We start from the raw sequence: 25,777 nt of genomic DNA, 5'->3' as shown, positions 1-25,777 counted from the left end.
ATGATCAGCCAGCAGCCGCTGCAACCACAGGGAGCGTTGTGTCCCGTCGCCTGTTCACCTCGGAGTCCGTGACCGAGGGCCACCCCGACAAGATCGCTGACCAGATCAGCGACGCCATTCTCGACGCGCTTCTGCGGGAGGACCCGACGTCCCGGGTCGCCGTGGAGACGCTGATCACGACCGGCCTGGTGCATGTGGCCGGTGAGGTCACGACCAAGGCCTACGCGGACATCGCGACGCTGGTCCGCAACACGATCCTCGGCATCGGCTACGACTCGTCGAAGAAGGGCTTCGACGGCGCCTCCTGCGGTGTCTCGGTCTCGATCGGCGCGCAGTCCCCGGACATCGCGCAGGGTGTGGACACGGCGTACGAGACCCGCGTCGAAGGCGATGAGGACGAGCTGGACCGGCAGGGCGCGGGCGACCAGGGCCTGATGTTCGGCTACGCCTCGGACGAGACCCCGACGCTGATGCCGCTGCCGATCTTCCTGGCGCACCGCCTGTCCAAGCGGCTGTCCGACGTCCGCAAGAACGGCACGATCCCCTACCTGCGCCCGGACGGCAAGACCCAGGTCACCATCGAGTACGACGGCGACAAGGCGGTCCGCCTGGACACGGTGGTCATCTCCTCGCAGCACGCGAGCGACATCGACCTGGAGTCCCTGCTCGCCCCCGACATCCGCGAGTTCGTCGTGGAGCCCGAGCTGAAGGCGCTCCTGGACGAGGGCATCAAGCTGGAGACGGACGGCTACCGGCTGCTCGTCAACCCCACCGGCCGCTTCGAGATCGGCGGCCCGATGGGTGACGCGGGCCTGACCGGCCGCAAGATCATCATCGACACCTACGGCGGTATGGCCCGCCACGGTGGCGGCGCCTTCTCCGGCAAGGACCCGTCCAAGGTCGACCGCTCGGCGGCGTACGCGATGCGCTGGGTCGCCAAGAACGTGGTCGCCGCGGGCCTGGCCTCCCGCTGCGAGGTCCAGGTGGCGTACGCGATCGGCAAGGCCGAGCCGGTGGGCCTGTTCGTCGAGACCTTCGGCACGGCCAAGGTCGACACCGACAAGATCGAGGCCGCGATCAGCGAGGTCTTCGACCTGCGCCCGGCCGCGATCATCCGCGACCTCGACCTGCTCCGCCCGATCTACGCCCAGACGGCGGCCTACGGCCACTTCGGCCGCGAGCTGCCCGACTTCACCTGGGAGCGCACCGACCGGGTGGAGGCGCTGCGCAAGGCCGCGGGCCTGTAGGACCGCTCTGTCGTCGGCGAAGCCCGGCGCCCCCGCTCGACGCGGGGCGCCGGGCTTCGGCGTGAGCGCCGTCGGCGAGCGGGCGGCGGTGTCAGTGGCGTTTGGTAAGAATGCAAGCGTGAGCAGCGGGAACGGGCAGCAGTCGGCGGGCGGGGGAGAGGCCGCGCCGCCCGAGCAGCTTGCGCTGATACGCGACGCCGTACGGAAGGCCAAGACACCCAAGGCCAAGCCGCGGACCTGGCGCGGGGCCGCGCTGGCCAAGGACCGGCCCGTCGCGCGGGTCGTGGTCGACAAGGGCGTGCTGCATCTGGACCGGTACTTCGACTACGCGGTCCCGGAGGAACTCGACGCCGTGGCGCAGCCCGGGGTGCGGGTGCGGGTGCGGTTCGGGGCCGGTGGGCGCACGGTGCGCGAGGGGCGGCGCGAGGGCGGCGGGCTCATCGACGGGTTCCTCGTCGAGCGCGTGGCCGAGTCGGACTACCGCGGACCCCTCGCCGCGCTCGCCCAGGTCGTGTCGCCCGAGCCGGTGCTCTCGCCCGAACTGCTGGACCTCGCCCGCGCCGTCGCCGACCGGTACGCGGGCAGCCTCGCCGATGTGCTCCAACTCGCCGTGCCGCCACGGCATGCGCGCGCCGAGGCCGCGACGACGGGCCCGCCGCCCGCTCCGCCCGCGGCGCCCGCTCCAGGGTCCTGGCTGCGGTACGGGCACGGGGTGGACTTCCTGCGGTCGCTGGCCCGTGGCGGCGCGCCGCGAGCCGTGTGGACCGCTCTGCCCGGACCCGAGTGGGCCGAGGAGATCGCTCGGGCCGTGCAGGCCACCCTCGCCTCCGGCCGGGGGGCGCTGGTCGTCCTGCCCGCGGGGCGGCCCGCCGCCCGGGTCGACGCGGCGCTGCGGGAGCTGATCGGGGAGGGGCAGCATGCCCTGCTGACGGCCGACGCCGGTCAGGAGCGGCGCTACCGGGAGTGGCTCGCCGTACGGCGCGGGGCCGTACGGGCCGTCGTCGGGACCCGGGCCGCCATGTTCGCGCCGGTCCGTGATCTGGGGCTCGTCGTCGTCTGGGACGACGGGGACGCCGGGCACAGCGCCGACAACGCCCCGTACCCGCATGTCCGCGAGGTGCTGGAGTTGCGGGCCACCCGCGACAAGTGCGCCTTCCTGCTGGGGAGTCGGAGCTGCACCGTGGAGGCCGCCCAGCTCGTGGAGAGCGGCTGGGCCGCGCCGCTCGTCGCCGACCGCGAGCGGGTACGGGCCGCGGCGCCCCTCGTACGGACCGTGGGGGACGGGGATCTCGCGCGGGACGAGGCGGCGCGCGCGGCACGGCTGCCGTCGCTCGCCTGGCAGGTGGCGCGGGAGGGGCTGCGGCACGGCCCCGTGCTGGTGCAGGTGCCTCGACGCGGCTATGTGCCCAAGCTGGCCTGCGCGCGCTGCCGGGCGCCCGCGCGGTGCCGCCACTGCGCCGGGCCGCTGGCCGCGCAGGACGCGGGGGAGCTGCGCTGCGGCTGGTGCGGGCGGGAGGAGGCCTCCTGGCACTGCCCGGAGTGCGGCGGGTTCCGGCTGCGGGCGCAGATCGTGGGGGCGCGGCGCACGGCCGAGGAGCTGGGGCGCGCGTTCCCGGCCGTCCCTGTGCGGACGTCGGGGCGCGAGCAGGTGCTGGACACGGTGCCCGCGGCGCCCGCGCTCGTGGTGAGCACCCCGGGCGCCGAGCCCGTCGCCGAGGGCGGCTACGCGGCGGCGCTGCTCCTCGACGGCTGGGCCATGCTCGGGCGGCCCGACCTCAGGGCGGGCGAGGAGGCGCTGCGGCGGTGGATCGGTGCGAGCGCGCTCGTCCGGCCGCAGTCGGCGGGGGGCACGGTCGTGATCGTGGCCGAGGCGACGCTGCGGCCCGTGCAGGCGCTGGTCCGTTGGGATCCCGTCGGGCACGCGGTGCGGGAACTGTCCGAGCGGGCCGAGCTGGGGTTCCCGCCGGTGTCGCGCATGGCCGCCGTGACCGGACCGGCCGACGCGCTGGCGAGCTTCCTCCGCGCTGTCGAACTGCCGCCGGACGCCGAGGTGTTGGGACCGATCCCGGCACCGTCGAGCGAGGCCGGGCGCCCCCGACGGCCCGGTGGGCCGCCGCCGGGTGAACCCTGGGAACGGGCACTCGTCCGAGTACCACCCGGCAGTGGGGCGGCACTGGCCGCGGCGCTGAAGACCGCGCTGGCGACCCGAACGGCACGCGGCGGCAGCGGGGGCGGGGAGACGGTACGGATCCGGATCGATCCGCTGGACATCGGGTGATGCAGGGTAGGGGACGTGTGCCCTGGGGTGGACGGGCGACCGCCTCCCGGTTCGGCGTCCGGGAGGCGGGCAGGAGGGTGGTCAGCCGTTTCGCGGGCCTGGGAAGGCCGTCGGCCTCGGGTCGTCGCGCAGGGCGGGGCCGCTTGCCGTCGGCTGGGCCGGCATCGAGCGGGCCGTGGGGACCGTGGAGATGCCCGCGCCCACGTTGAGCGTGCGCGTGCCCGACGGCTCCGGTGCGCGCTCGGCCTCGGCGGCGGCCTGGGCCGTGGCCCGGCGGGCGCCGTAACGGCGGTGCACGGCCTGCTTGGTGACGCCCAGCGCGGAGCCGACGGCGTCCCACGAGAAGCCGAGCGAGCGGTCGAAGTCCACGGCGGCCGTCACCAGGGTCTCGACGCTGTCCCGCAGCTCCTGGGCGAGACGGACGGTCGGGGCGGGCGCGCGCCCGTAGACGACGAACCCCGTCGACGGGCCGGAGCGGCGCGGACGGTAGACGTTGCCCAACTGGGCGGTGAGCGTGCGCAGTGCGTCCACCTGCCGGCGGACCCGCTCGATGTCCCGCACCAGCAAGTGCAGGCTGGCCCGAGCCTGGGCGTCGTGGGTTGCGTGGTCGGCCATGAACAAGCCTCTCGAACCGGCGTTGCAAGGGACCGGGCCGTGGTCACGGCCCGTTTAGGTCAACTCTCTCTTGACAACGCGTATCCGGGCTTGTGGTCACGGTGCGGGGGCGCAAGGGCATATGCCCACGCCCCTGGGTGGCGATGCGCGCCGCGCAGCGCACGGTCCGCCGGGCCGGGACGGCCGTCGCACCGCCGGGTCGCCCGCCCCCATACACTGGTGCGCTGCCCGTACGCCTTGGCGCAGCCGCAGGCGTGAGGGCCCGTCACACTCCCGCCCGAGAGGCCGTCCTTCACCCATGAGGCTTGTGTTCGCAGGTACCCCCGAGGTCGCCGTTCCCGCACTGGACGCGCTGATCGCGTCCGAGCGGCACGAGGTGGTGGCCGTCGTCACCCGGCCCGACGCACCGGCCGGGCGCGGGCGCAGGCTCGTCGCCAGCCCCGTGGCCCAGCGCGCCGAGGAGGCCGGGATCGAGATCCTCAAGCCCGAGCGGCCCCGCGACGAGGACTTCCTCGCCCGGCTGCGCGAGATCGCGCCCGACTGCTGCCCCGTCGTCGCCTACGGTGCGCTCCTGCCGCGCGTCGCCCTCGACATCCCCGTCCACGGCTGGGTCAACCTGCACTTCTCCCTGCTCCCCGCCTGGCGCGGCGCCGCCCCCGTGCAGCACTCCCTGCTGGCGGGCGACGAGATCACCGGCGCCACCACCTTCCTCATCGAGGAAGGGCTCGACTCCGGGCCCGTCTACGGCACCGTGACCGAGGAGATCCGCCGCACCGACACCAGCGGCGACCTGCTCACCCGGCTCGCCTTCGCCGGTTCCGGACTGCTCGCCGCCACCATGGACGGCATCGAGGACGGCACCCTCAAGGCCGTACCGCAGCCCGCCGAGGGCATCACGCTCGCACCGAAGATCACCGTCGAGGACGCGCACGTCGACTGGTCCGTCCCCGCGCTCCGCGCCGACCGCGTGGTGCGCGCCTGCACGCCCGCGCCCGGCGCCTGGACCACCTTCCGCGGCGAGCGGCTCAAGCTGATCCAGGTCACACCCGTGCCCGAGCGGACGGACCTCGCGCCGGGGCAGCTCGCCGTCGGCAAGAACAGCGTGCACGTGGGCACCGGATCGTACGCCGTCGAGCTGCTGTGGGTGCAGGCCCAGGGCAAGAAGCCGATGCGGGCCGCGGACTGGGCGCGCGGGGCGCGGATCGCCGACACGGAGACGCTCGGCGGCTGACCGTCCGCCCGCGGACCCCCGTGGACCCTCCCGGCCTTCCCGCCCCCGGCGGACGTAGGCTGGGAGCCGCATCCCACCCCACATCCGGAGCACCTTTTCGTGAGCGACCAGTCCCGTCGTCCCCGCAAGCCGGGCAAGCCCTACCGCCGGCCCCAGAAGGACCCCGTCCGCATCCTCGCCTTCGACGCGCTCAGGGCCGTCGACGAGCGGGACGCGTACGCGAACCTCGTCCTGCCGCCGCTGCTGCGCAAGGCGCGCGAGAAAGACGGCTTCGACGGCCGGGACGCGGCGCTGGCCACCGAGCTGGTGTACGGGACGCTGCGCCGCCAGGGGACGTACGACGCGATCATCGCGGCCTGCGTGGACCGGCCGCTGCGCGAGGTCGACCCGCCCGTGCTCGACGTGCTGAGCCTCGGGGTGCACCAATTGCTCGGGACGCGCATCCCCAGCCACGCCGCCGTGTCCGCCACGGTCGAGCTGGCCCGGGTCGTGCTCGGCGACGGGCGGGCCAAGTTCGTCAACGCCGTGCTGCGCAAGGTCACCCAGCACGACCTCGACGGCTGGCTGGAGCGGGTCGCCCCGCCGTACGACGAGGACCCCGAGGACCACCTGGCCGTCGTGCACTCCCACCCCCGCTGGATCGTCTCCGCCCTGTGGGACTCCCTCGGCGGACCGCGCGCCGGGATCGAGGACCTGCTGGAGGCCGACAACGAGCGGCCCGAGGTCACGCTCGTCGCCCGTCCCGGCCGCTCCACCCCCGACGAGCTGCTGCGCGAGGAGGCCGCGGTGCCGGGCCGCTGGTCGCCGTACGCCGTCCGGCTCACCGAGGGCGGCGAGCCCGGTGCCGTGGAGGCGGTGCGGGAAGGCCGCGCGGGCGTGCAGGACGAGGGCAGCCAGCTCGTCGCGCTCGCCCTCGCGAACGCCCCCCTCGGCGGACCCGACCGCGCCTGGCTCGACGGCTGCGCGGGCCCCGGCGGCAAGGCCGCCCTGCTCGCCGCCCTGGCCGCCGAGCGCGGAGCCGTCCTGCTCGCCTCCGAGAAGCAGCCGCACCGCGCCGGACTCGTGGCCAAGGCGCTCGCCGGGAACCCCGGCCCGTACCAGGTCATCGCCGCCGACGGGACCCGGCCGCCGTGGCGCCCCGGCTCCTTCGACCGCGTCCTGATGGACGTGCCCTGCACCGGACTCGGCGCGCTGCGCCGCCGCCCCGAGGCCCGCTGGCGGCGCAGGCCGGAGGATCTCGACGGGTTCGCGCCGCTCCAGCGCGGCCTGCTGCGCACGGCCCTGGAGTCCGTACGCGTGGGAGGCGTCGTCGGCTACGCCACCTGCTCGCCCCATCTCGCCGAGACCCGCGCCGTCGTCGACGACGTGCTGCGGCAGTACGGGGACGCCGAGCTGATCGACGCCCGGCCGCTGCTGCCCGGCGTACCGGCGCTCGGTGACGGCCCCGACGTCCAGTTGTGGCCGCATCTGCACGGCACCGACGCGATGTACCTGGCGATCATCCGGCGCACGGGCTGACGCCGCTCGACGGTCCCCGGGGACGCTCGTGACGGCTCCCGGGGACCGGCCCGGTCCGGAGCGGCGGGTTCCGGCCGGGACCCGCCGGGACCGGCGCGAGCGACGCGTCCTGGGCATGGCAGGCTTGGGTCATGGCCGTGCAGATCAACCCCAGCATCCTGTCCGCCGACTTCGCGCGCCTCGCCGAGGAGGCGAAGGCCGTCGACGGCGCCGACTGGCTCCACGTCGATGTCATGGACAACCACTTCGTCCCGAACCTGACGCTCGGCGTGCCGATCGTGGAGTCCCTGGCCCGCGCCACGGACACCCCGCTGGACTGCCATCTGATGATCGAGGACGCCGACCGGTGGGCGCCGCAGTACGTCGAGGCGGGCGCCGGATCGGTCACCTTCCATGCGGAGGCCGCCGCCGCGCCGGTCCGGCTCGCCCGCGAGATCCGCGCCAAGGGTGCCCGCGCCTCCATGGCCCTCAAGCCCGCGACCCCCATCGAGCCGTACGAGGACCTGCTGCCCGAGCTGGACATGCTGCTCATCATGACGGTGGAGCCCGGCTTCGGCGGGCAGGCGTTCCTCGACATCATGCTCCCGAAGATCCGCCGCACCCGTGAGCTGATCAGCAAGCACGGCCTCGAACTCTGGCTCCAGGTCGACGGCGGAGTCTCGGCTTCCACCATCGAGCGGTGCGCCGAGGCGGGCGCGGATGTCTTCGTCGCCGGTTCCGCGGTGTACGGCGCGGCCGACCCCTCCGCGGCGGTCCACGCCCTGCGTGACCAGGCACAGCGGGCGACGGCCCAGGCCTCCTGGGCATGCGACCACTGAGCCAACAGAACCTGAACGCCGAACGTCCGGGCAGATCGGTCCCGCCGAATCTGCAAGGATGAACAGCGTATGCACAGTGTGAAGAGCAGTGAGGAGATGGCTGTGTCGGGTATGACGGCGGGCCGGTCAGCCATGCGGATGGGACCCGCTGAGCTGGTGCAGGCGGCGGCCATGGCCCGTCGCTTCTACCTCGAGGGCAAGTCCAAGATCCAGATCGCGGAGGAGTTCGGCGTCAGCCGCTTCAAGGTGGCCCGGGTCCTGGAGACCGCCCTCGAACGGGATCTCGTGCGGATCGAGATCCGGGTGCCGGCCGAACTGGACGCCGAGCGCTCCGACGCCCTGCGCGCCCGCTACGGCCTCAGGCACGCCGTGGTGGTCGAGTCCCCGGCCGAGGCCGAGGAGTCGCCCGACCCCGAGAACCTCGGTGAGGTCGCCGCCGATCTGCTCGGCGAACTGGTGACCGAGGGCGATGTGCTGGGACTGGCCTGGGGCCGCTCCACCATCAACATGGCAGCCGCCTTGAACCGGCTGCCCCCGTGCACGGTGGTGCAGCTCACGGGCGTGTACGACGCCGGGACCGCCGAGCGCGGATCGGTGGAGGCCGTCCGCCGTGCCGCACAGGTCTCGGGCGGGGACGCCCACCCGATCTACGCGCCGATGCTGCTGCCGGACGAGGCGACCGCGGCGGCGCTGCGCAACCAGACGGGGATCGCCCGCGCCTACGAGTACTTCGACAAGGTGACGGTCGCCTGCGTCTCCATCGGCTCCTGGGCGCCGGGCATCTCGACGGTGCACGACATGCTCAGCGAGGAGGAGCGCGCCCACTACGCCTCGCTCGGTGTCGCCGCCGAGATGTCCGCGCACCTCTTCGACGCCGAGGGGCGCCGGATCGGACGGGACCTGGGGGAGCGGTGCATCACCGTCAAGGCGGACCAGCTCCGCCGCGTCCCCGAGGTCGTCGCGATCGCGGGCGGCCAGCGCAAGGCGGCGGCCATCGACGCGGTGCTGCGGTCCGGGCTCGTCACCAGCCTGGTCACGGACACGGCGGCGGCCGACTATCTGATGACGGCGGGGCAGCCGCCGAAGCCGGCCCTGAACCGCGCGGACCCCGACGGTTCCTGATCGCCCGGCTCGCAGGAGAAGCCTGGTCATCGGAGAAGCCAGGGCATCGGAGAAGTCCGATCATCGGAGAACGGGGACTGGCCGCGGCGGCATCGACACATGCCGCCGCGGCCGTCCCCGTTCTCGGTGGCCGCGCTCCCGGGCCACGGCCGAAACCCGACCCCCGTGGCGCGACCGGGACACCGGGTCCACGATCCTTGAGCCATGCGTGCCGCCCGCCTGCTCCGCATGGCGCTCCTCGTCCAGTCGAGCCCCGGCCTGACCGCCGAGGCCCTCGCCCGTGAGCTGGACATCTCCCGGCGCACGGTGATCCGCGACGCCCAGGCGCTCCAAGAGGCGGGCGTGCCCATCCGGGCCGAGCGCGGCCGGGCGGGCGGCTACCACCTGGCGCCCGGCCACCGCACCCGGCTCACCACGCTGCACCCCACCGAGGCCGAGACGCTCTACCTCTCCGGACTGCCCACCGCCCTGCGGGACCTCGGGCTCTCGGACGCGGCGGACACGGCCCGGCTGAAGCTGTCGGCCACCCTGCTCCCCTCGCTGCGCGCGGCGGCCGAGTCGTCCGTACGCCGCTTCCACCTCGACGCCCCGGCCTGGTTCCGCGAGCCGTCGGCCCCGGAGCTGCTGCCGGACCTGGCCCGCGCCGTCTGGTCCGACCGCACCGTCGAGCTGTCCTACGCGCGACCGGGCCGGGACGGCGCGCCGCACCGCGTGGTCAGCCGCGTCCTGGAGCCGTACGGGCTCGTGCTCAAGGCGGGGGTCTGGTACCTGGTGGGCCGCGTCCCGGGGGAGCCGACGGGCCGTGTTCCCGGGGAACGCACGGGCCGGGACGCCTGGCGCACCTACCGCGTCGACCGCGTCACCGCCCTCGGCCCCGCGCCCGGCGCCGAGGACCCCTTCGTGCGCGACCCGTCCTTCGACCTGGCCGCACACTGGCGGGACCGGGCCGACGCCTTCGCGCGGGCGCTGCTGCGGACGACCGTCACCGTGCGCCTGACCGAGCGCGGCCTGCGCCGCCTGCCCGACGTGCTGGAGTCCGCCAGTGTCAGCGGCGCGACCCCGGCCGCCACGACCGCGCCGGACGCCACCGGGCAGGTCACGCTCGACCTGCCGGTGGAGTCGGAGGACATCGCCTTCGCCCAGTTGACCGGGCTGGGCGCGGACGTGGAGGTGCTGGCCCCGGCGGGCCTGCGCGCTCGCTTCCGCGCGCACGCGCGGGCCCTGGCCGCCCTGTACGGCGCGGAGCCGGAGCGTCAGCGGTAGTCGTCCACCGAGCAGTCCTTCCCGGCGTACCGGGCGTCCTCGATGTACGCGAAGGAGTCCGGCCGGCTGCCGTCCACGTCCCGTACGTCGTAGGCCCGGGCGAGGTCCGCGCTGGAGACGGACCTGCCGTTCCAGCGCGCGGCCCGGTCCGGGTCGGCGGCGAGCGCGGCGACCCCGCGGGCGAGGTAGTACGGCGACTCGGCGATGGCGAAGTACGGCTCCTGGGCGATGGCGTCGCGCCAGTTCTCCTCCGTCACGCCGAAATGGGCGAGCATCTGCTCCGAGCGCAGGAAGCCCGGCGTGACGGCGAGGGCCGTGCCCCCGTACTCCGCCAGCTCCTCGCCCAGCCCGAAGGCCATCCGGATCGGGGCGTTCTTGGCGAGGTCGTAGTACATGTTCTCGCGGTAGCGGCGGTTGAACGACGCGGTGCCGTCGGTGACCTCCACATGCAGTGGTGCGTCCGAGCGGATGAGGAGCGGCAGGGCGAGCGCCGCGGTGATGACGTGCGAGCGCACCCCGAGCTCCAGGATGCGCAGGCCCGCGGCGAGCGGCGTCTGCCAGCTCTTCTTGCCGAAGACGGAGTCGACGAGCAACTGCTCGCCGCCCCAGAGGTCGTTGACGAGGATGTCGAGCCGCCCCCGCTCGCGGTCGATCCGCTCGACCAGGGCGGTCACCCGGTCCGGGTCCAGATGGTCGGTCGGGACGGCGATGCCGGTACCGCCCGCCGCCGTGACCAGCTCCCCGGTCTCCTCGATGGTCTCCGTGGCCCGGCCGACCTCGCTGGTGTGCTCGCGGGTGGTGCGGCCGGTGACGTAGACGGTGGCGCCCGCGCGGCCGAGTTCGACGGCGAGGGCGCGCCCGGCGCCGCGGGTGGCCCCGGCGACGAGTGCGATCCGGCCGGTGAGCGGACTGTCCTCGGAGGGGGAGGGGGAGGGGGAGGGGGACGGGGTGCGGGTGTCGGTGAAGTTCTCCATGCCCCTCACGGTGCACGCCAAAGGTGACAGTCCACGTCACCGTTTCCGCGCCGTTCCCGCGAGGTCCGCGCGTGCCCTCTTGGAGGATCCCCCGAAGACCCCGCTGACCTGCCTGGACGATCCGTCCGGGTATCGCTCGCCCCTCGCCATGGGAGAATGAAGTACGTGCTTTTCCCCCTGGCTGACCCGTCAGGGGGCCACCTCTGATCCACCGGGATGTGCAGCACGTGCGTTTCCTCAATGACATCCAGCCCGCGTACGACCTGACGTACGACGACGTCTTCATGGTGCCGAGCCGCTCCTCGGTGGGCTCCCGCCACGGTGTGGACCTCTCCTCCCCGGACGGCTCGGGGACGACGATCCCGCTGGTCGTCGCCAACATGACCGCGATCGCCGGCCGCCGTATGGCCGAGACGGTCGCCCGCCGCGGCGGACTCGTCGTGATCCCCCAGGACATCCCGATCGACGTGGTCACCGAGGTCGTCTCCTGGGTCAAGGAACGCCATCTGGTCCTCGACACCCCGATCGTGCTCGCCCCGCACCAGACGGTCGCCGACGCGCTCGTGCTGCTGCCGAAGCGCGCGCACAACGCCGGTGTCGTCGTGGACGCCGAGCACCGGCCGATCGGTGTCGTCACCGAGGCCGACCTGTCCGGCGTGGACCGCTTCACCCAGCTCGAAGTGGTGATGTCGAAGGACCTGCTGCTGCTCGACGCCGCCATCGACCCGCGCGAGGCCTTCAACGTCCTCGACGGCGCCAACCGCCGCTACGCCCCGGCCGTGGACGAGGACGGCAAGCTCGCCGGCATCCTCACCCGCAAGGGCGCGCTGCGGGCCACGCTCTACACGCCCGCCACCGACGCCGACGGCAGGCTGCGGATCGCCGCGGCCGTCGGCATCAACGGCGACGTCGCGGGCAAGGCCAAGCAATTGCTCGAAGCGGGCGTCGACACGCTCGTCGTCGACACCGCGCACGGCCACCAGGAGTCGATGATCAGCGCCGTACGGACCGTGCGCGCGCTCGACCCCCAGGTGCCGCTCGTGGCCGGCAACGTGGTCGCCGCCGAGGGTGTGCGCGATCTGATCGAGGCGGGCGCGGACATCGTCAAGGTCGGCGTGGGCCCCGGCGCCATGTGCACCACGCGCATGATGACCGGCGTCGGCCGCCCGCAGTTCTCGGCGGTCCTGGAGTGCGCCGCCGAGGCCAGGAAGTACGGCAAGCACGTGTGGGCCGACGGCGGTGTCCGGCACCCCCGCGATGTCGCGATGGCGCTGGCGGCCGGCGCGTCCAACGTGATGGTCGGCTCCTGGTTCGCGGGCACCTACGAGTCCCCGGGCGACCTCCAGCAGGACGCGGACGGCCGCTTCTACAAGGAGTCGTACGGCATGGCGTCGGCGCGCGCGGTCCTCAACCGCACCTCGGAGGAGTCGCCGTACGAGCGCGCCCGCAAGGGCCTGTTCGAGGAGGGCATCTCGACCTCCCGGATGTTCCTCGACATGGCCCGGCCGGGCGTCGAGGACCTGATCGACTCGATCATCGCGGGCGTCCGCTCGTCCTGCACCTACGCGGGCGCCGACTCCCTCGAGGAGTTCGCGGAGCGGGCCATCGTCGGCATCCAGAGCGCCGCGGGCTACGCGGAGGGCAAGCCGCTGCACGCCAGTTGGAGCTGAGCCGGGCTCCCCGCTCGTACGACGGTCCCCTTCTCGTCACCGACGGGAGGGGGCCGTCGTACGAGGTGAGGCGGTGGCCGGAGGGGGAGGGCCGCGGGGCAGGTGTTCTACTTCTGTGGGCCACCGGCGTTCCCGGTCGGCCGCCGTCGTCCGCCGCCGCGGACCGTACGGCACCGCATGACATACGCAGAGAAGTGAACCACCCGCCTTGCTGAACGATCTCGACGAACGCATCGTGCACGCCCTTGCCGAGGACGCCCGCCGCTCCTACGCGGACATCGGCCAACAGGTCGGCCTGTCCGCACCCGCAGTGAAGCGGCGCGTGGACCGGCTGCGCGCCACCGGCGCCATCACCGGCTTCACCGTCCGGCTGGACCCGGGAGCACTCGGCTGGCAGACCGAGGGGTACGTCGAGATCTACTGCCGCCGCAACACCTCGCCCGAGACCATCCAGCGAGGCCTGGAGCGCTACCAGGAGGTCGTGGCGGCCTCCACCGTCACCGGCGAGGCGGACGCGATCGTCCAGGTCTTCGCCTCCGACATGCGCCACTTCGAGCGCGTACTGGAACGGATCGCCGGGGAGCCGTTCGTGGAGCGCACCAAGTCCGTGCTGGTCCTCTCCCCGCTGCTGCGCCGGTTCTCGTAACGCCCCGCCGGGCGGCACGCAACGAATCGCCGCCGGGCCGCGTACGGACGCAACGAACAGCGCGTCGGCGCGCAACGGGTCCTGCTTGTCCGGCCCGGCGCGCCGACCGTAGCGTCTTCCTCACCTCCCGACTTCCTTCCTCCGGTGGAGAACACGCATGCGCACCGCCCTGCTCCAGAGCTCCGGCACGCCCGGTTCCGTCGCCGAGAACCTCGCGGTGCTCGACGAGGCCGCGGGCCGTGCCGCCGCCCTCGGCGCCGGGCTGCTCATCGCGCCGGAGATGTTCCTCACCGGGTACGCGATCGGTGATGCCGTCGGACGGCTCGCCGACGCGGCCGACGGCGAACAGGCCGACGCGGTCGCCGAGATCGCCTCGCGGCGGGGGCTCGCGATCGCCTACGGCTACCCGGAGCGGGACGGCGAACGCGTCTTCAACTCCGCCCAGTTGATCTCCGCCGACGGCGCCCGCCTCCTCGGCTACCGCAAGACCCATCTCTACGGCGGCTTCGAACGCGACCACTTCACGCCCGGTGAACAGCCGGTCGCCCAGGCCGAGTTGAACGGCCTGCGGGTCGGGCTGATGATCTGCTACGACGTCGAGTTCCCGGAGAACGCCCGCGCCCACGCCCTGGCCGGGACCGACCTCCTCGTGGTGCCGACGGCCCTGATGCACCCGTACCAGTTCGTCGCCGAATCCGTCGTCCCGGTGCGCGCCTTCGAGAACCAGATGTACGTCGCGTACGCCAACCGGGTCGGCCGTGAAGGGGAGTTCGAGTTCACCGGGCTGTCCGCCCTCGCCGGGCCCGACGGAGTCGTCCGGGCACGCGCGGGCCGCGCCGAGGAACTCGTCGTCGCCGACGTCGACCCCGGCCGTCTCGCCGCCTCCCGCGCGGCGAACCCGTATCTGGCGGACCGCCGCCCCGGCTTCTACGCCGCCCTCGTCTGATCCCGCAAGCACGATCCCTCGAGCCCGGCCTGTCGAGCCCGATCCCTCGATCGAGCCCGGCCCTTCGGCTCGTTCCAAGAGTTCGTTTCCCGCAAGGAGTTCGCACCCTCATGACCTCCACGGTGCCCACCGCCGTCCCGCACACCGACGGGCAGCAGCCGCCGATCACCATGTTCGGGCCGGACTTCCCCTACGCCTACGACGACTACCTCGCCCACCCGGCGGGCCTCGGGCAGATACCCGCGACCGCGCACGGCTCCGAGGTCGCGGTCATCGGCGGTGGCCTGTCCGGCATCGTGGCCGCGTACGAGCTGATGAAGATGGGCCTGAAGCCCGTCGTGTACGAGGCCGACCAGATCGGTGGCCGACTGCGGACCGTCGGCTTCGAGGGCTGCGACCCCTCGCTGACCGCCGAGATGGGCGCCATGCGCTTCCCGCCGTCCTCCACGGCCCTCCAGCACTACATCGACCTGGTCGGCCTTGAGACCAGGCCGTTCCCCAACCCGCTGGCCGAGGCGACCCCGTCGACCGTCGTCGACCTCAAGGGCGAGACCCACTACGCCGAGACCCTCGACGATCTGCCGCAGGTCTACCGCGATGTGGCAGCCGCCTGGAACGCCTGCCTGGAGGAGGGCGCCGACTTCTCCGCGATGAACCGCGCCCTGCGCGAGCGGGACGTGCCGCGCATCCGCGCGATCTGGTCGAGGCTGGTCGAGAAGCTCGACAACCAGACGTTCTACGGCTTCCTCTGCGACTCCGAGGCCTTCCGCTCCTTCCGGCACCGCGAGATCTTCGGCCAGGTCGGCTTCGGCACCGGCGGCTGGGACACCGACTTCCCGAACTCCATCCTGGAGATCCTGCGCGTCGTCTACACCGAGGCGGACGACCACCACCGCGGCATCGTGGGCGGCTCCCAGCAACTGCCGCTGCGGCTGTGGGAGCGGGAGCCGGAGAAGATCGTGCACTGGGCGTACGGCACGTCGCTGAAGTCCCTGCACGCGCACGGCGCACCGCGCCCCGCGGTGACCCGGCTGCACCGCACCGCGGGCAACCGGATCACCGTCACCGACGCGAGCGGCGACATCCGTACGTACCAGGCGGCCGTCTTCACCGCCCAGTCCTGGATGCTGCTCTCCAAGATCGCCTGCGACGAAGCGCTCTTCCCGATCGACCACTGGACGGCGATCGAGCGCACGCACTACATGGAGTCGAGCAAGCTCTTCGTGCCCGTGGACCGGCCGTTCTGGCGGGACAAGGACGCGCGCACGGGCCGTGACGTCATGTCGATGACGCTCACCGACCGGATGACCCGCGGCACCTATCTGCTGGACGACGGCCCGGACAAGCCCGCCGTGATCTGCCTGTCGTACACCTGGTGCGACGACAGCCTGAAGTGGCTGCCGCTGTCCGCGAACGAGCGGATGGAGGTCATGCTGACCTCGCTCGGCGAGATCTACCCGGACGTCGACATCAGGAAGCACATCATCGGCAGCCCGGTGACGGTCTCCTGGGAGAACGAGCCCTGCTTCATGGGCGCGTTCAAGGCGAACCTGCCCGGCCACTACCGCTACCAGCGGCGCCTGTTCACCCACTTCATGCAGGACCGGCTGCCCGCCGACCAGCGAGGGATCTTCCTCGCGGGCGACGACATCTCCTGGACGGCCGGCTGGGCCGAGGGCGCCGTACAGACCGCGCTCAACGCCGTGTGGGGCGTCATGCACTACTTCGGCGGCACGACCGACCCGACCAACCCCGGCCCCGGCGACCTCTACGACGAACTCGCACCGGTCGAGCTGCCCGAGGACTGAGACCGACCGCGCGGGCGGGTCAGACCCCGGCCGCCCGCGCCTTCTCGTACAGCTCCGCGGCGATGTCCTTCAGTTCCTGGGCGTTCCGCGCGCTCGACTGGAGGTCCACGCAGATCTCCTCCATGCCGATCTCCGCGTGGGCGAGCAGGTCCTCGACGAGCTGGTCGGTGCTGCCGTGGAACGCGGCCCGGCCGGTGTCCTCGACCGGCTTCGTCGTGAGCCGGGCGTTGGCCCGCAGCACCGTCCGGATCGGCTCCGTACGGCCGCGCTCGGCGGCCAGCTCCCGCACCGCCCGCCACTGGCTCGCGATCTGCTCCACGCCCGCGCCCACCGGCAGCCAGCCGTCGGCACGATCGACCAGTCGCTCCTGCGCCCGGCGCGAGGTGGCGGCCAGCATGATCGGGATCGGCCGGGCCGGTTTGGGGCCGACCGCGGCCGACTCGACGGTCGTGATCCGCCCGGTGTAGCGCACCGGGTCCGGACCCCACACGGCCCGGCAGACGTCGATCACCTCGTCCAGGACCCGGCCGCGCTCCTTGATCGGCCGCACGCCCGTGGCCGCGTACTCGTCCAGCGACCAGCCCGTGCCGAAGCCCGCGATCACTCGCCCGCCGCTGGCCGCGTCCAGCGACGCGAGGGCCTTGGCGAGCTGGAACGGAAGGTGCAGCGGCGCCACGAGCACGCTGCTGCCCAGTTCGACCCGCTCGGTGGCCGCCGCCGCGAGGGTGAGCGTCACCAGTGGGTCCGCGACATGGCGGTAGGAGTCCGGCCAGGGCAGTCCCTCGATGCCGTACAGCCCCTGCGTGGCCGGTTCGGGGAACAGGGCCCGCTCGAACACCCACAGGCTGTCGTAGCCGACGCGCTCCAGGTCGCGTGCCACGTCGGGCACGTCCTTGCCGAGGTCGTACTGCCGCATCTGCGGGAGGCCGAGTCCCAGACGGATCGTCATGGTGCTGCTCCTTCGTGATCGCGGGTCGGTGGTCAACGTACCGGGACGGCAAGGCAGTTACGAGAACCTCGGGCGATCGTGGCGGTTTCGGCGCGTACGGTTCCGGCGTGGTACCGGGTCGACGGCGAGGCGTGGTAACGGGTCAACGGCGAAGGGGCGTGAGCAGCATCCGGCTCGCGAAGCCGACGGTCCAGTTCAGGCGCCGGGTGAACTCCTCGGCGATCTCCGGCAGTTCGCTGAGCGCCCACAGGGCACGCGCCGCGGCCCAGGCGGCCTCGCGCGCCCGCTCCAGGCTCCACGCGCTGATCAGATGAGTGAGCGGATCGGCGACATGGAGCAGATCGGGGGAGGGCGTCAGCTCGTCGAGGATGCGTTCCCCCAGCGAGTCGAGGATGTCGCCCACGTCGTCGAACTCGTCCTGCAGATCGGCCGGTTGACAGCCGAGGGAGCGACAGGTGGCCACGACGGCCAGCGCGAGATCGTGCCCGATGTGCGCGTTGACACCGGCGAGCGCGAACTGCACCGGGAGAACGCCGGGATGGTGCCGTGACCGGAACAACGGGCGCCAGCAGGCGGGCGGTTCGGCCCGCTCGGCCACCGTCAGATACAGCTCGGCGAACCGCACGTCCAGCGTGGTCCCGGCCCGCCGGTCCGGGAAGCGTCCGGCGTCCGGAGCGCGCCTGACCTCCTCGGTGACGGCGAGGTAGACACGGTTGAACACCGCGACACCGTCACCGGGCGGCCATGCGGCGTCGAGCGCGCGCATCCGTGAGACGACCGTGTCCACTCCGGTGGTGAACCGTGCCACTTGGTCTACGTGTTCCACCTGCTCCGACCGCGCCATGCGGGAAGGGTGGCAGCCCTGGGCCGGGCGGGAGGGCTCCAGCCCGAAGGCTTCCCCGGAACGGGGGAACACGGCGCTGGGCCGGACGGGGGAGCGTCAGCCCTCACGGGCGGGCGCTCCCCACGGGGCACATGCCTACGCGTCGGCGCGCCGGTCCGTGTCGCGAGCGCCCTCCGCGCTCTTGCCGACTGCGGCGTACTCGGCGTCCTCAGTGCCCTCGGCGTCCTCGTTGTACGAGGACGTGCCCGAGTCCAGCAGCGGCTCCTGCGCCTTCAGATGCGCGGGGGCCATCGCCCGCAGCGCGTGGTACCCGGTGATGACGACCAGCGTGCCCAGCGCGATACCGCTCAGGGTGAACGTGTCGGTGAACTTCATCGTGACGTTGCCGACGCCGATGATGATGCCCGCCGCGGCCGGCACCAGGTTCAGCGGATTCCGCAGATCCACCTTGGACTTGATCCAGATCTGCGCGCCGAGCAGGCCGATCATGCCGTACAGGATGACGGTGATACCGCCGAGCACACCGCCGGGGATCGCGGCCACGACCGCGCCGAACTTCGGGCAGATGCCGAAGAGAAGCGCGAACCCGGCCGCCGCCCAGTACGCGGCGGTCGAGTAGACACGGGTGGCGGCCATCACGCCGATGTTCTCGGAGTACGTCGTGTTGGGCGGGCCGCCGACCGCGGTCGAGAGCATGGAGGCGACACCGTCAGCGGAGATCGCCGTACCCAGCTTGTCGTCCAGGGTGTCGCCGGTCATCTCACCGACGGCCTTGACGTGCCCCGCGTTCTCCGCGACCAGCGCGATCACCACGGGCAGCGCGACCAGGATCGCGGACCACTGGAAGGACGGGCCGTGGAAGGAGGGCAGACCGATCCAGTCCGCGTGGCCGACGCCCGAGAGGTCCAGCCGCCAGTGATCGGTGACCTTGCCGCTCCCGTCCACCGAGTGGATCTTGCCGAAGACGCGGTCGAACGCCCAGGAGATCCCGTAGCCGAAGATCAGCCCGAGGAAGATCGCGACCCTGGACCAGAAGCCGCGCAGACACACCACGGCCAGCCCCGTGAAGAGCATGACCAGCAGCGCGGTCCACTGGTCCTGCGGCCAGTAGGTCGACGCGGTCACGGGCGCGAGGTTGAACCCGATCAGCATGACGACCGCGCCGGTCACGATCGGCGGCATCGCCGCGTGGATGATCCGCGCCCCGAACCGCTGGACCGCGAGGCCCACGAGGAACAGCACCACACCCACGACGAACACCGCGCCGGTCACCGTGGCGCTGGTGCCGCCCTGCGCCCGGATCACCGCGGCGACGCCCACGAAGGAGAGCGAGCAGCCGAGGTAGCTGGGCACCCGGCCGCGGGTCGCCAGCAGGAAGATCACGGTCGCGACACCGGACATCATGATCGCGAGGTTGGGGTCGAGCCCCATCAGCACGGGAGCCACGAAGCTCGCCCCGAACATGGCCACCACGTGCTGGGCGCCGAGTCCTACCGTGCGGGGCCAGGAGAGCCGTTCATCGGGGCGGACGACCGCCCCCGGCGCGGGCGTGCGCCCGTCACCGTGCAGCTTCCAGCGCACGCCGAGGTCCATGGTGAGGCTTCGCTTTCTCTTACCCGAACAACTGTCCCGCCCATTGTCGCGGTCACCAGGGGGTCCTCTGTACCCAAGACCCCTCGTGAGCTGGGTCTCAACAGGTACGAAGCGTCGGACGGCGCCCGCCCGCGTCCGGTCATGTCCTCGCGGCTGTGACCATGTTCACGTCCTGTTCGTCGTTCACGTCCCGTTCGTCTCAGGTCCGCGGATCGGGCACCACCGTGCTCGGCGGAGCGACCTTGGCACGGTCGCCCGCGCGCAGCACCCCCGCGAACACCGCGAGCCCGCACGCCAGCACCGTCACCAGACCGAACGACACCGTCAGGTCGGTCATCTGGGCCAGCCCGCCGACCGCGCTCGGCGCGATCAGCCCCGAGGTGTACGTGATCGTCGCGACGCCCGCGATGGCCTGACCGGGGTTCGGGCCGCTGTGCCCCGCCGCCGCGAAGCACAGCGGTACGACGACGGCGATACCGAGCCCCATCAGGGCGAATCCGGCGATGGCCACCGCCGGGGCGCTCGCGACGACGATGAGCAGACCGCCGAGCGCGGCGAGCACCCCGCCCACGCGGACGGTGCGCACGGCGCCGTAGAGGTCCACCGCCCGGTCGCCCGCGAGCCGTACGACCGCCATGGTGAGCGTGAAGCCCGTGGTGCACGCGGCGGCGAGACCGGCCGAACTGCCCACCCGGTCCCGTAGATAGACCGCCGACCAGTCCAGACTCGCGCCCTCCGCGAACACCGCGCAGAAGCCGACCGCGCCGATGAGCAGCGCGGACCTCGGCGGCAGTGCGAACCGGGGCGGCGGCTCCGCGTCCTCGGTGGCCCGGCGGTCGAGGACCCAGGTGCAGGCCACGAGGCCGAGCAGGGTCAGGGCCCCGGCCGCCAGCGCGTGGTGCAGCCGGGCGTCCGAGCCCAGATGGGCGGCGAGCGTGCCCGCCGCCGAGCCCACCACCGCGCCCGTGCTCCACATGCCGTGCAGCCCGGACATGATCGACCGGCCCAGCCGGTTCTCGATCTCCACGCCCAGCGCGTTCATCGCCACGTCCGACATGCCGGACGCGGCGCCGAACGCGAACAGCGCCAGGCACAGCGTCGGCAGGTTCGGCGCGAGGGACGGCAGGACCAGGGACAGCGTCCACAGCGAGAGCAGGAGGCGCAGCGCCGTGCGCGCGCCCAGGCGGTGGCTGATCCGGCCCGCGAGCGGCATGGCGAGGGACGCGCCGAACGCGGGGAAGGCGAGGGCGATGCCCAACTGCCCGGCGCCGAGCTGCGCATGGTCCTGGATCCACGGGACGCGGGTCGCGAACGAGCCGGTGACGGAGCCGTGCACGGCGAACACCGCGGCCACGGCGTACCGGGCGCGCCTCACCTCGCGCACTCCGCGGCCCTGTGTGCCCCTCTCGCTCATCCTCGGGCTCCTCCCCTCGATGTCCACCCCGCTCCGCGCACGCAGACTACGGCGTGGTGCCGGACAGGGGAGGACCGCTGCCGGTCGAGTTCCGCGCGGCACCCGGACCGGGTGTCATCTGCCCTGCGAGGAGCGGGAGTCGGACCCGTCGGCGAGAGCTGCTGGACAGATGAGGCCGGTGATGTCCAGTGCCCGTACGCGTGAGGTACGCCACACCCCCTCACTCGCATGGCCGTCTGGCGGCGTGGCACACTGACCGTGTACCAGAAGCAGCGCACTCCGGGGTCGGTGAAAGTCCGAACCGGCGGTTACAGTCCGCGACCCGGTCGCCTCCAGCGACCGGTTGACCAGGTGAAATTCCTGGACCGACGGTTAAAGTCCGGATGGGAGGCAGTGCGCGGCGGGCGGGCATTCGTGCGCGCCGCCGTATCGGCCCGTCCGTTCGGACGGGCTCTGTTCGGCGTCGCCCGGTGTCCTCGCTTGCTCTGATCTGTCGTCATCGACAGGCCCCGGAGTCGTGCCCGAAGAGGCAGGAGGACCCGGGAAGTGTTCACCGGAATCGTCGAAGAGCTGGGTGAGATCACCGCCGCCGAGAACCTCGGCGACTCCTTCCGCTTCCGACTCCGCGGACCCGTCGTCACCGAAGGCGCGCGCCACGGTGACTCCATCGCCGTCAACGGCGTGTGTCTCACGGTCGTGGAGCACGAGGGCGACGAGTTCACCGCCGACGTCATGGCGGAGACCCTGAACCGCTCCAGCCTCGGCGCGCTCGCCGTCGGCTCCCGGGTCAACCTCGAACGCCCCACGGCCGTCGGCGCGCGCCTCGGCGGACACATCGTGCAGGGCCATGTCGACGGCACCGGCACGATCCTCGCGCGCGAGCCCTCCGAGCACTGGGACCTCGTCACCGTCTCGCTCCCCGCGGACCTCTCGCGCTATGTGGTCGAGAAGGGCTCCATCACCGTCGACGGCGTCAGCCTCACCGTCGTGGAAGCCGCAGCCGACCGCTTCACCATCAGCCTCATCCCCACGACCCTCGCGCTGACCACACTCGGCGTCAAACAGCCCGGCGACCCGGTCAACCTCGAGGTCGACATCATCGCCAAGTACGTCGAGCGGCTGCTGACCAGCGAGGGAGCCACCCGGTGAGCTGGCTCGACTCCGAAGCCTTCACTCTGTTCGGCCAGCACATCAAGTGGTCGGACATGATCGGCAACGTGATCGGACTGGCCGGCCTCGCGTTCGGCTGGCGCCGCTCCCTGTGGAGCTGGCCGGTGCAGTTCCTGTCCGGTGTCGTCCTCTTCACCGCCTTCGCCTCGGCCCACCTCTCCGGCAGCGCCGGCAAGCAGGTCGTCGTCATGGCCGTGGCCGTCTACGGCTGGTGGCAGTGGAGCCGCGGCACGGGGCGCGCGAAGGACGGCCAGATCGCCGTACGGTTCGCCACCTGGCGCGAGCGCGGCATCCTCGCGGGCGCCGCGGCCCTCGGCACGCTCGCCGTCGCGGGCCTGTTCACCGCGATCCCCACCCTGTCCTGGGACCCCTGGCCCGACGCGTACATATTCGTCGGCACCATCGTCGCCATGTACGCCCAGGCGCGCGGCATGGTCGAGTTCTGGGTCGCCTGGCTCCTGGTCGACGCCGTCGGCGTCCCCCTCAACTTCGCCAACGGCTTCGCCTTCTCCGGCTTCGTCTACATCGTCTACGGCGCACTCGTCCTGTGGGGCATGCGCGACTGGTGGCTGCGCTCGCGCACGGCGGAGCAGCAGCCCGCCCTGGAAGGAGTCCCGGCATGACAACGGCGCCGGTTCTGTACCGCACCGACCCCCTCGACGACTACGCACTCGACCCCGTCGAGCAGGCCGTCGCCGACATCGCGGCCGGCCGACCGGTCGTGGTCGTCGACGACGAGGACCGCGAGAACGAGGGCGACCTCGTCATCGCCGCCGAGAAGGCGACCCCCGAGATCGTCGCCTTCATGATGAGCGAGTGCCGCGGCCTGATCTGCGCCCCCATGGAGGGCGACGAACTCGACCGCCTCCAGCTCCCGCAGATGGTCGAGCACAACACCGAGTCGATGCGCACCGCGTTCACCGTGTCCGTCGACGCGACCGGCGCCCACGGCGTGAGCACCGGTATCTCCGCGGCCGACCGCGCCACCACCCTGCGGCTGCTCGCCGGAGGGACGGCGGGTCCCGGCGACTTCGTCCGCCCCGGCCACGTCTTCCCGCTGCGCGCCCGGCCCGGCGGCGTCCTCGTCCGCGACGGCCACACCGAGGCCGCCGTCGACCTCGCGCGGCTCGCCGGACTGCGCCCGGCCGGAGCGATCGTGGAGATCGCGGGCGCCGACGGCCGCATGCTGCGCCTGCCCGAGCTGATCCCCTTCGCCCGCGAGCACGGCCTGACGATCATCTCCATCGCGGACCTGATCGCCCACCGCCGGGCCACCGAGCCTCTCGTGCGCCGCGAGGCGGAGGTCCGACTCCCCACCGCCTTCGGTGAGTTCACGGCGTACGGCTATCGCTCCACCCGCGACGGAGTCGAGCACATCGCCCTCGTCCACGGGGAGATCGGCGACGGCGAGGACCTCCTGGTCCGCGTCCACTCCGAATGCCTCACCGGCGATGTCTTCCACTCCCTGCGCTGCGACTGCGGCCCCCAACTGGAGGCCTCCCTGCGGCGGATCCAGGCCGAGGGCCGGGGCGCGGTCGTCTATCTGCGCGGCCACGAGGGCCGCGGCATCGGGCTGCTGTCCAAGCTGCGGGCGTACGAACTCCAGGAACGCGGCCACGACACGCTGGACGCCAACCTGGCGCTCGGCCTGCCCGCCGACGCCCGCGACTACGCGGCGGGCGCCCTGATCCTTCGCGATCTCGGCGTACGCGGGGTGCGGCTGCTGACCAACAACCCCGACAAGACCGACGCCCTGCGCCACCACGGCCTCAAGATCACCGGCCGGGAGCCCATGCCCGTACAGGCGGGCGAACACAACCTCCGCTACCTGCGCACCAAGCGGGACCGGATGGGCCACGACCTGCCCTGGCTGGACACGACCGCCGTGTCCGCCCGCGCGGACCAGTAAGCCAGTAGCCGACCAGTGAGCCAGTGACAGAAGCTCAGCAAGAGAACACGGAGGAGACACGTGAGCGGCAAGGGTGCACCGGAGTTGTCCGTCCGCAACGCGAGCGATCTGAGGGTCGCCGTCGTCGCGGCGCAGTGGCACGAGAAGGTGATGGACGGCCTGGTCGACGGAGCCCTGCGCGCCCTCGGTGAACTGGGCATCGACGAGCCGACCCTGCTGCGGGTCCCCGGCAGCTTCGAGCTCCCGGTCGCCGCCAAGGTCCTCGCGGCCCGCGGCTACCACGCGATCGTCGCCCTCGGGGTCGTCATCCGCGGCGGCACCCCCCACTTCGACTACGTCTGCCAGGGCGTCACCCAGGGCCTGACCCAGGTGTCCGTCGAGTCCGGTGTCCCCGTCGGCTTCGGCGTGCTCACCTGCGACACGGAGGAGCAGGCCCTGGACCGCGCGGGTCTTCCGGGATCGTCCGAGGACAAGGGGCACGAGGCGGTGACCGCGGCCGTGGCGACCGCCGCCACGCTCCGCTCGGTATCCGAACCCTGGCACTGAGACGAGGACGAGAGCGCGTAGGGTTAGACCACCATGTCGAAGAAGTCGTTCGAGGAGCTGTTCACCGAGCTCCAGCACAAGGCCGCCCACGGCGATCCCGCCACTTCCCGCACCGCAGAGCTGGTCGGCAAGGGCGTCCATGCCATCGGCAAGAAGATCGTCGAGGAGGCCGCCGAGGTGTGGATGGCCGCCGAGCACGAGGGCGAGGAAGCCGCCGCGGAGGAGATCTCCCAGCTCCTGTACCACGTTCAGGTGATGATGGTCGCCCGCGGCATCTCCCTGGACGACGTCTACGCCCATCTCTGAGCCGCACCACGCCCACCTCAACCCCCTCACGCACCGACACGAAGGAAGCCCCCCTCATGCTGCGCATCGCGGTCCCCAACAAGGGTTCACTGTCCGGCCCTGCGGCGGAGATGCTGCATGAGGCGGGCTACCAGCAGCGCCGGGAGTCCAAGGAGCTGCGGATCGTCGACCCGGTCAACGAGGTCGAGTTCTTCTACCTCCGCCCCCGCGACATCGCGATCTACGTCTCCTCCGGCCGCCTCGACATCGGCATCACCGGCCGGGACCTGCTGATCGACTCCGGCGCCGGCGCCGAGGAGATCCTCTCCCTCGGCTTCGCCCGCTCCACCTTCCGCTTCGCCGCCAAGCCCGGCACCGCGCACGGCATCGAGGACCTCGCGGGCAGGACCGTCGCGACGTCCTACGAGGGCATCGTCGCCAAGCACCTCGCGGACGAGGGCATCGACGCCTCCGTCGTCCACCTCGACGGCGCCGTGGAGACGGCCATCGAGCTGGGGGTCGCCGAGGTCATCGCGGACGTCGTGGAGACCGGTACCTCGCTGCGCAACGCGGGCCTCGAGGTCTTCGGCGAACCGATCATGAAGTCCGAGGCGATCGTCATCCGCCGTACCGGCGCCGACACCGAGGACCCCAAGGTGCAGCAGTTCCTGCGCCGCCTCCAGGGCGTCCTGGTGGCCCGTACGTACGTGATGATGGACTACGACTGCCGGGTCGAGCAGTTGGAGAAGGCCGTCGGGCTCACCCCGGGCCTGGAGTCCCCGACCGTCTCGCCGCTGCACAACGAGGGCTGGGTCGCCGTCCGGGCGATGGTCCCGGCCCGGGAAGCCCAGCGGATCATGGACGACCTGTACGAGATCGGCGCGCGAGCCATCCTGACCACGGCCATCCACGCCTGCCGCCTCTGAGAGCT

The 25,777-nt window shown here is 72.5% G+C and carries 23 protein-coding genes and 1 riboswitch; of the genes, 17 read left to right on the top strand and 6 right to left on the bottom strand.

The window, feature by feature from the left end; translation table 11 throughout:
* Positions 1-38: 38 nt before the first annotated feature.
* Both metK and NGF19_RS08100 read left to right on the top strand, forming a co-directional pair.
* Positions 39-1,247 carry a methionine adenosyltransferase gene (metK, locus tag NGF19_RS08105; RefSeq protein WP_252423530.1) on the top strand — a complete coding sequence of 403 codons (1,209 nt, stop codon included), beginning with the start codon at positions 39-41 and terminating at the stop codon, positions 1,245-1,247.
* A gap of 118 nt (positions 1,248-1,365) precedes the next feature.
* On the top strand, positions 1,366-3,525 hold the full coding sequence (locus NGF19_RS08100; protein ID WP_252423529.1) for a primosomal protein N': 2,160 nt from the start codon (positions 1,366-1,368) through the stop codon (positions 3,523-3,525).
* 81 nt (positions 3,526-3,606) lie between these two features.
* Here the strand turns inward: NGF19_RS08100 and NGF19_RS08095 are convergent, their stop codons facing one another.
* The gene (locus tag NGF19_RS08095) at positions 3,607-4,140 is read right to left on the bottom strand and encodes a hypothetical protein (RefSeq protein WP_252423527.1); all 534 of its coding nucleotides are present in this window, start codon (positions 4,138-4,140) and stop codon (positions 3,607-3,609) included.
* A 298-nt stretch (positions 4,141-4,438) separates the two neighbouring features.
* On the opposite strand from NGF19_RS08095, the gene fmt reads away from it, so the two are divergent.
* From fmt to NGF19_RS08070, 5 genes are all read left to right on the top strand, one after another.
* Entirely contained in the window at positions 4,439-5,371 is a 933-nt protein-coding gene (gene fmt / locus NGF19_RS08090; RefSeq protein WP_252423523.1) for a methionyl-tRNA formyltransferase, read from the top strand.
* 99 nt (positions 5,372-5,470) lie between these two features.
* Complete coding sequence (locus NGF19_RS08085) at positions 5,471-6,889, top strand: RsmB/NOP family class I SAM-dependent RNA methyltransferase (protein ID WP_252423522.1); 1,419 nt, start codon at positions 5,471-5,473, stop codon at positions 6,887-6,889.
* A 131-nt stretch (positions 6,890-7,020) separates the two neighbouring features.
* Positions 7,021-7,707 (top strand): ribulose-phosphate 3-epimerase, encoded by a 687-nt coding sequence (gene rpe / locus NGF19_RS08080; protein WP_252423521.1) that lies wholly within the window; start codon positions 7,021-7,023, stop codon positions 7,705-7,707.
* Positions 7,708-7,785: 78 nt separating this feature from the next.
* A complete protein-coding gene (locus tag NGF19_RS08075; RefSeq protein WP_252423860.1) occupies positions 7,786-8,829 on the top strand; it encodes a sugar-binding transcriptional regulator in 1,044 nt (347 codons plus the stop codon).
* 204 nt (positions 8,830-9,033) lie between these two features.
* Positions 9,034-10,092: a helix-turn-helix transcriptional regulator gene (locus tag NGF19_RS08070; protein ID WP_252423520.1), complete on the top strand. Its 1,059-nt coding sequence runs from the start codon at positions 9,034-9,036 to the stop codon at positions 10,090-10,092.
* On the opposite strand, the gene NGF19_RS08065 is transcribed toward NGF19_RS08070, so the two are convergent.
* Positions 10,083-11,066, bottom strand: coding sequence for an SDR family oxidoreductase (locus NGF19_RS08065; protein WP_252423519.1), 984 nt, complete (start codon positions 11,064-11,066; stop codon positions 10,083-10,085). The genes NGF19_RS08070 and NGF19_RS08065 overlap by 10 nt on opposite strands.
* A 227-nt stretch (positions 11,067-11,293) precedes the next feature.
* Between NGF19_RS08065 and NGF19_RS08060 the strand changes: the two genes are divergently transcribed.
* The 4 genes from NGF19_RS08060 to NGF19_RS08045 all read left to right on the top strand — a co-directional run bounded on the left by NGF19_RS08060 (position 11,294) and on the right by NGF19_RS08045 (position 16,136).
* On the top strand, positions 11,294-12,736 hold the full coding sequence (locus NGF19_RS08060) for a GuaB1 family IMP dehydrogenase-related protein (RefSeq protein ID WP_252423517.1): 1,443 nt from the start codon (positions 11,294-11,296) through the stop codon (positions 12,734-12,736).
* Positions 12,737-12,944: 208 nt separating this feature from the next.
* Positions 12,945-13,382: an Lrp/AsnC family transcriptional regulator gene (locus tag NGF19_RS08055; protein WP_252423516.1), complete on the top strand. Its 438-nt coding sequence runs from the start codon at positions 12,945-12,947 to the stop codon at positions 13,380-13,382.
* Positions 13,383-13,539: 157 nt separating this feature from the next.
* The gene (locus tag NGF19_RS08050; RefSeq protein ID WP_252423515.1) at positions 13,540-14,328 is read left to right on the top strand and encodes a carbon-nitrogen hydrolase family protein; all 789 of its coding nucleotides are present in this window, start codon (positions 13,540-13,542) and stop codon (positions 14,326-14,328) included.
* A 110-nt stretch (positions 14,329-14,438) separates the two neighbouring features.
* Positions 14,439-16,136 (top strand): flavin monoamine oxidase family protein, encoded by a 1,698-nt coding sequence (locus NGF19_RS08045; RefSeq protein ID WP_252423514.1) that lies wholly within the window; start codon positions 14,439-14,441, stop codon positions 16,134-16,136.
* Between the two features lie 19 nt (positions 16,137-16,155).
* Here the strand turns inward: NGF19_RS08045 and NGF19_RS08040 are convergent, their stop codons facing one another.
* The 4 genes from NGF19_RS08040 to NGF19_RS08025 all read right to left on the bottom strand — a co-directional run bounded on the left by NGF19_RS08040 (position 16,156) and on the right by NGF19_RS08025 (position 20,936).
* On the bottom strand, positions 16,156-17,085 hold the full coding sequence (locus tag NGF19_RS08040; protein ID WP_252423512.1) for an LLM class F420-dependent oxidoreductase: 930 nt from the start codon (positions 17,083-17,085) through the stop codon (positions 16,156-16,158).
* Positions 17,086-17,227: 142 nt separating this feature from the next.
* Complete coding sequence (locus NGF19_RS08035) at positions 17,228-17,929, bottom strand: DUF5995 family protein (protein ID WP_252423511.1); 702 nt, start codon at positions 17,927-17,929, stop codon at positions 17,228-17,230.
* 135 nt (positions 17,930-18,064) lie between these two features.
* Complete coding sequence (locus NGF19_RS08030; RefSeq protein WP_252423510.1) at positions 18,065-19,522, bottom strand: uracil-xanthine permease family protein; 1,458 nt, start codon at positions 19,520-19,522, stop codon at positions 18,065-18,067.
* Between the two features lie 199 nt (positions 19,523-19,721).
* Positions 19,722-20,936: an MFS transporter gene (locus tag NGF19_RS08025; protein WP_252423507.1), complete on the bottom strand. Its 1,215-nt coding sequence runs from the start codon at positions 20,934-20,936 to the stop codon at positions 19,722-19,724.
* Positions 20,937-21,206: 270 nt separating this feature from the next.
* A riboswitch (FMN riboswitch) is annotated at positions 21,207-21,337 on the top strand.
* 145 nt (positions 21,338-21,482) lie between these two features.
* On the opposite strand from NGF19_RS08025, the gene NGF19_RS08020 reads away from it, so the two are divergent.
* Genes NGF19_RS08020 through hisG form a run of 6 tightly spaced genes read left to right on the top strand, consistent with a single transcriptional unit; the run spans position 21,483 to position 25,772 of the window.
* Positions 21,483-22,085, top strand: coding sequence for a riboflavin synthase (locus NGF19_RS08020; protein WP_252423502.1), 603 nt, complete (start codon positions 21,483-21,485; stop codon positions 22,083-22,085).
* Positions 22,082-22,729: a nicotinamide mononucleotide transporter family protein gene (locus tag NGF19_RS08015; RefSeq protein ID WP_252423500.1), complete on the top strand. Its 648-nt coding sequence runs from the start codon at positions 22,082-22,084 to the stop codon at positions 22,727-22,729. Before NGF19_RS08020 ends, NGF19_RS08015 begins: the two co-directional genes overlap by 4 nt.
* Positions 22,726-24,015 (top strand): bifunctional 3,4-dihydroxy-2-butanone-4-phosphate synthase/GTP cyclohydrolase II, encoded by a 1,290-nt coding sequence (locus NGF19_RS08010; protein ID WP_252423499.1) that lies wholly within the window; start codon positions 22,726-22,728, stop codon positions 24,013-24,015. Before NGF19_RS08015 ends, NGF19_RS08010 begins: the two co-directional genes overlap by 4 nt.
* A 60-nt stretch (positions 24,016-24,075) precedes the next feature.
* Positions 24,076-24,561, top strand: a complete 486-nt coding sequence (ribH, locus tag NGF19_RS08005; RefSeq protein ID WP_252423498.1) for a 6,7-dimethyl-8-ribityllumazine synthase — start codon at positions 24,076-24,078, stop codon at positions 24,559-24,561.
* Between the two features lie 33 nt (positions 24,562-24,594).
* Positions 24,595-24,867 carry a phosphoribosyl-ATP diphosphatase gene (locus NGF19_RS08000; protein ID WP_252423494.1) on the top strand — a complete coding sequence of 91 codons (273 nt, stop codon included), beginning with the start codon at positions 24,595-24,597 and terminating at the stop codon, positions 24,865-24,867.
* 56 nt (positions 24,868-24,923) lie between these two features.
* Positions 24,924-25,772 (top strand): ATP phosphoribosyltransferase, encoded by an 849-nt coding sequence (gene hisG, locus NGF19_RS07995; protein ID WP_252423493.1) that lies wholly within the window; start codon positions 24,924-24,926, stop codon positions 25,770-25,772.
* The last annotated feature ends 5 nt before the right edge of the window (positions 25,773-25,777 follow it).

This window comes from Streptomyces macrolidinus (genome assembly GCF_023887685.1).
Lineage (GTDB): Bacteria > Actinomycetota > Actinomycetes > Streptomycetales > Streptomycetaceae > Streptomyces > Streptomyces macrolidinus.
This window is presented reverse-complemented; position numbering and strand designations above follow the sequence as displayed.

Coding starts and splice junctions, on each gene's coding strand:
- NGF19_RS08070 (WP_252423520.1), top strand. CDS start 9,034: ATGCGTGCCGCCCGCCTGCTCCGCATGGCGCTCCTCGTCCAGTCGAGC.
- NGF19_RS08065 (WP_252423519.1), bottom strand. CDS start 11,066: ATGGAGAACTTCACCGACACCCGCACCCCGTCCCCCTCCCCCTCCCCC.
- hisG (WP_252423493.1), top strand. CDS start 24,924: ATGCTGCGCATCGCGGTCCCCAACAAGGGTTCACTGTCCGGCCCTGCG.
- NGF19_RS08025 (WP_252423507.1), bottom strand. CDS start 20,936: ATGAGCGAGAGGGGCACACAGGGCCGCGGAGTGCGCGAGGTGAGGCGC.
- fmt (WP_252423523.1), top strand. CDS start 4,439: ATGAGGCTTGTGTTCGCAGGTACCCCCGAGGTCGCCGTTCCCGCACTG.
- rpe (WP_252423521.1), top strand. CDS start 7,021: ATGGCCGTGCAGATCAACCCCAGCATCCTGTCCGCCGACTTCGCGCGC.
- NGF19_RS08040 (WP_252423512.1), bottom strand. CDS start 17,085: ATGACGATCCGTCTGGGACTCGGCCTCCCGCAGATGCGGCAGTACGAC.
- NGF19_RS08030 (WP_252423510.1), bottom strand. CDS start 19,522: ATGGACCTCGGCGTGCGCTGGAAGCTGCACGGTGACGGGCGCACGCCC.
- NGF19_RS08045 (WP_252423514.1), top strand. CDS start 14,439: ATGACCTCCACGGTGCCCACCGCCGTCCCGCACACCGACGGGCAGCAG.
- NGF19_RS08000 (WP_252423494.1), top strand. CDS start 24,595: ATGTCGAAGAAGTCGTTCGAGGAGCTGTTCACCGAGCTCCAGCACAAG.
- NGF19_RS08035 (WP_252423511.1), bottom strand. CDS start 17,929: ATGGCGCGGTCGGAGCAGGTGGAACACGTAGACCAAGTGGCACGGTTC.
- NGF19_RS08095 (WP_252423527.1), bottom strand. CDS start 4,140: ATGGCCGACCACGCAACCCACGACGCCCAGGCTCGGGCCAGCCTGCAC.
- NGF19_RS08050 (WP_252423515.1), top strand. CDS start 13,540: ATGCGCACCGCCCTGCTCCAGAGCTCCGGCACGCCCGGTTCCGTCGCC.
- NGF19_RS08010 (WP_252423499.1), top strand. CDS start 22,726: ATGACAACGGCGCCGGTTCTGTACCGCACCGACCCCCTCGACGACTAC.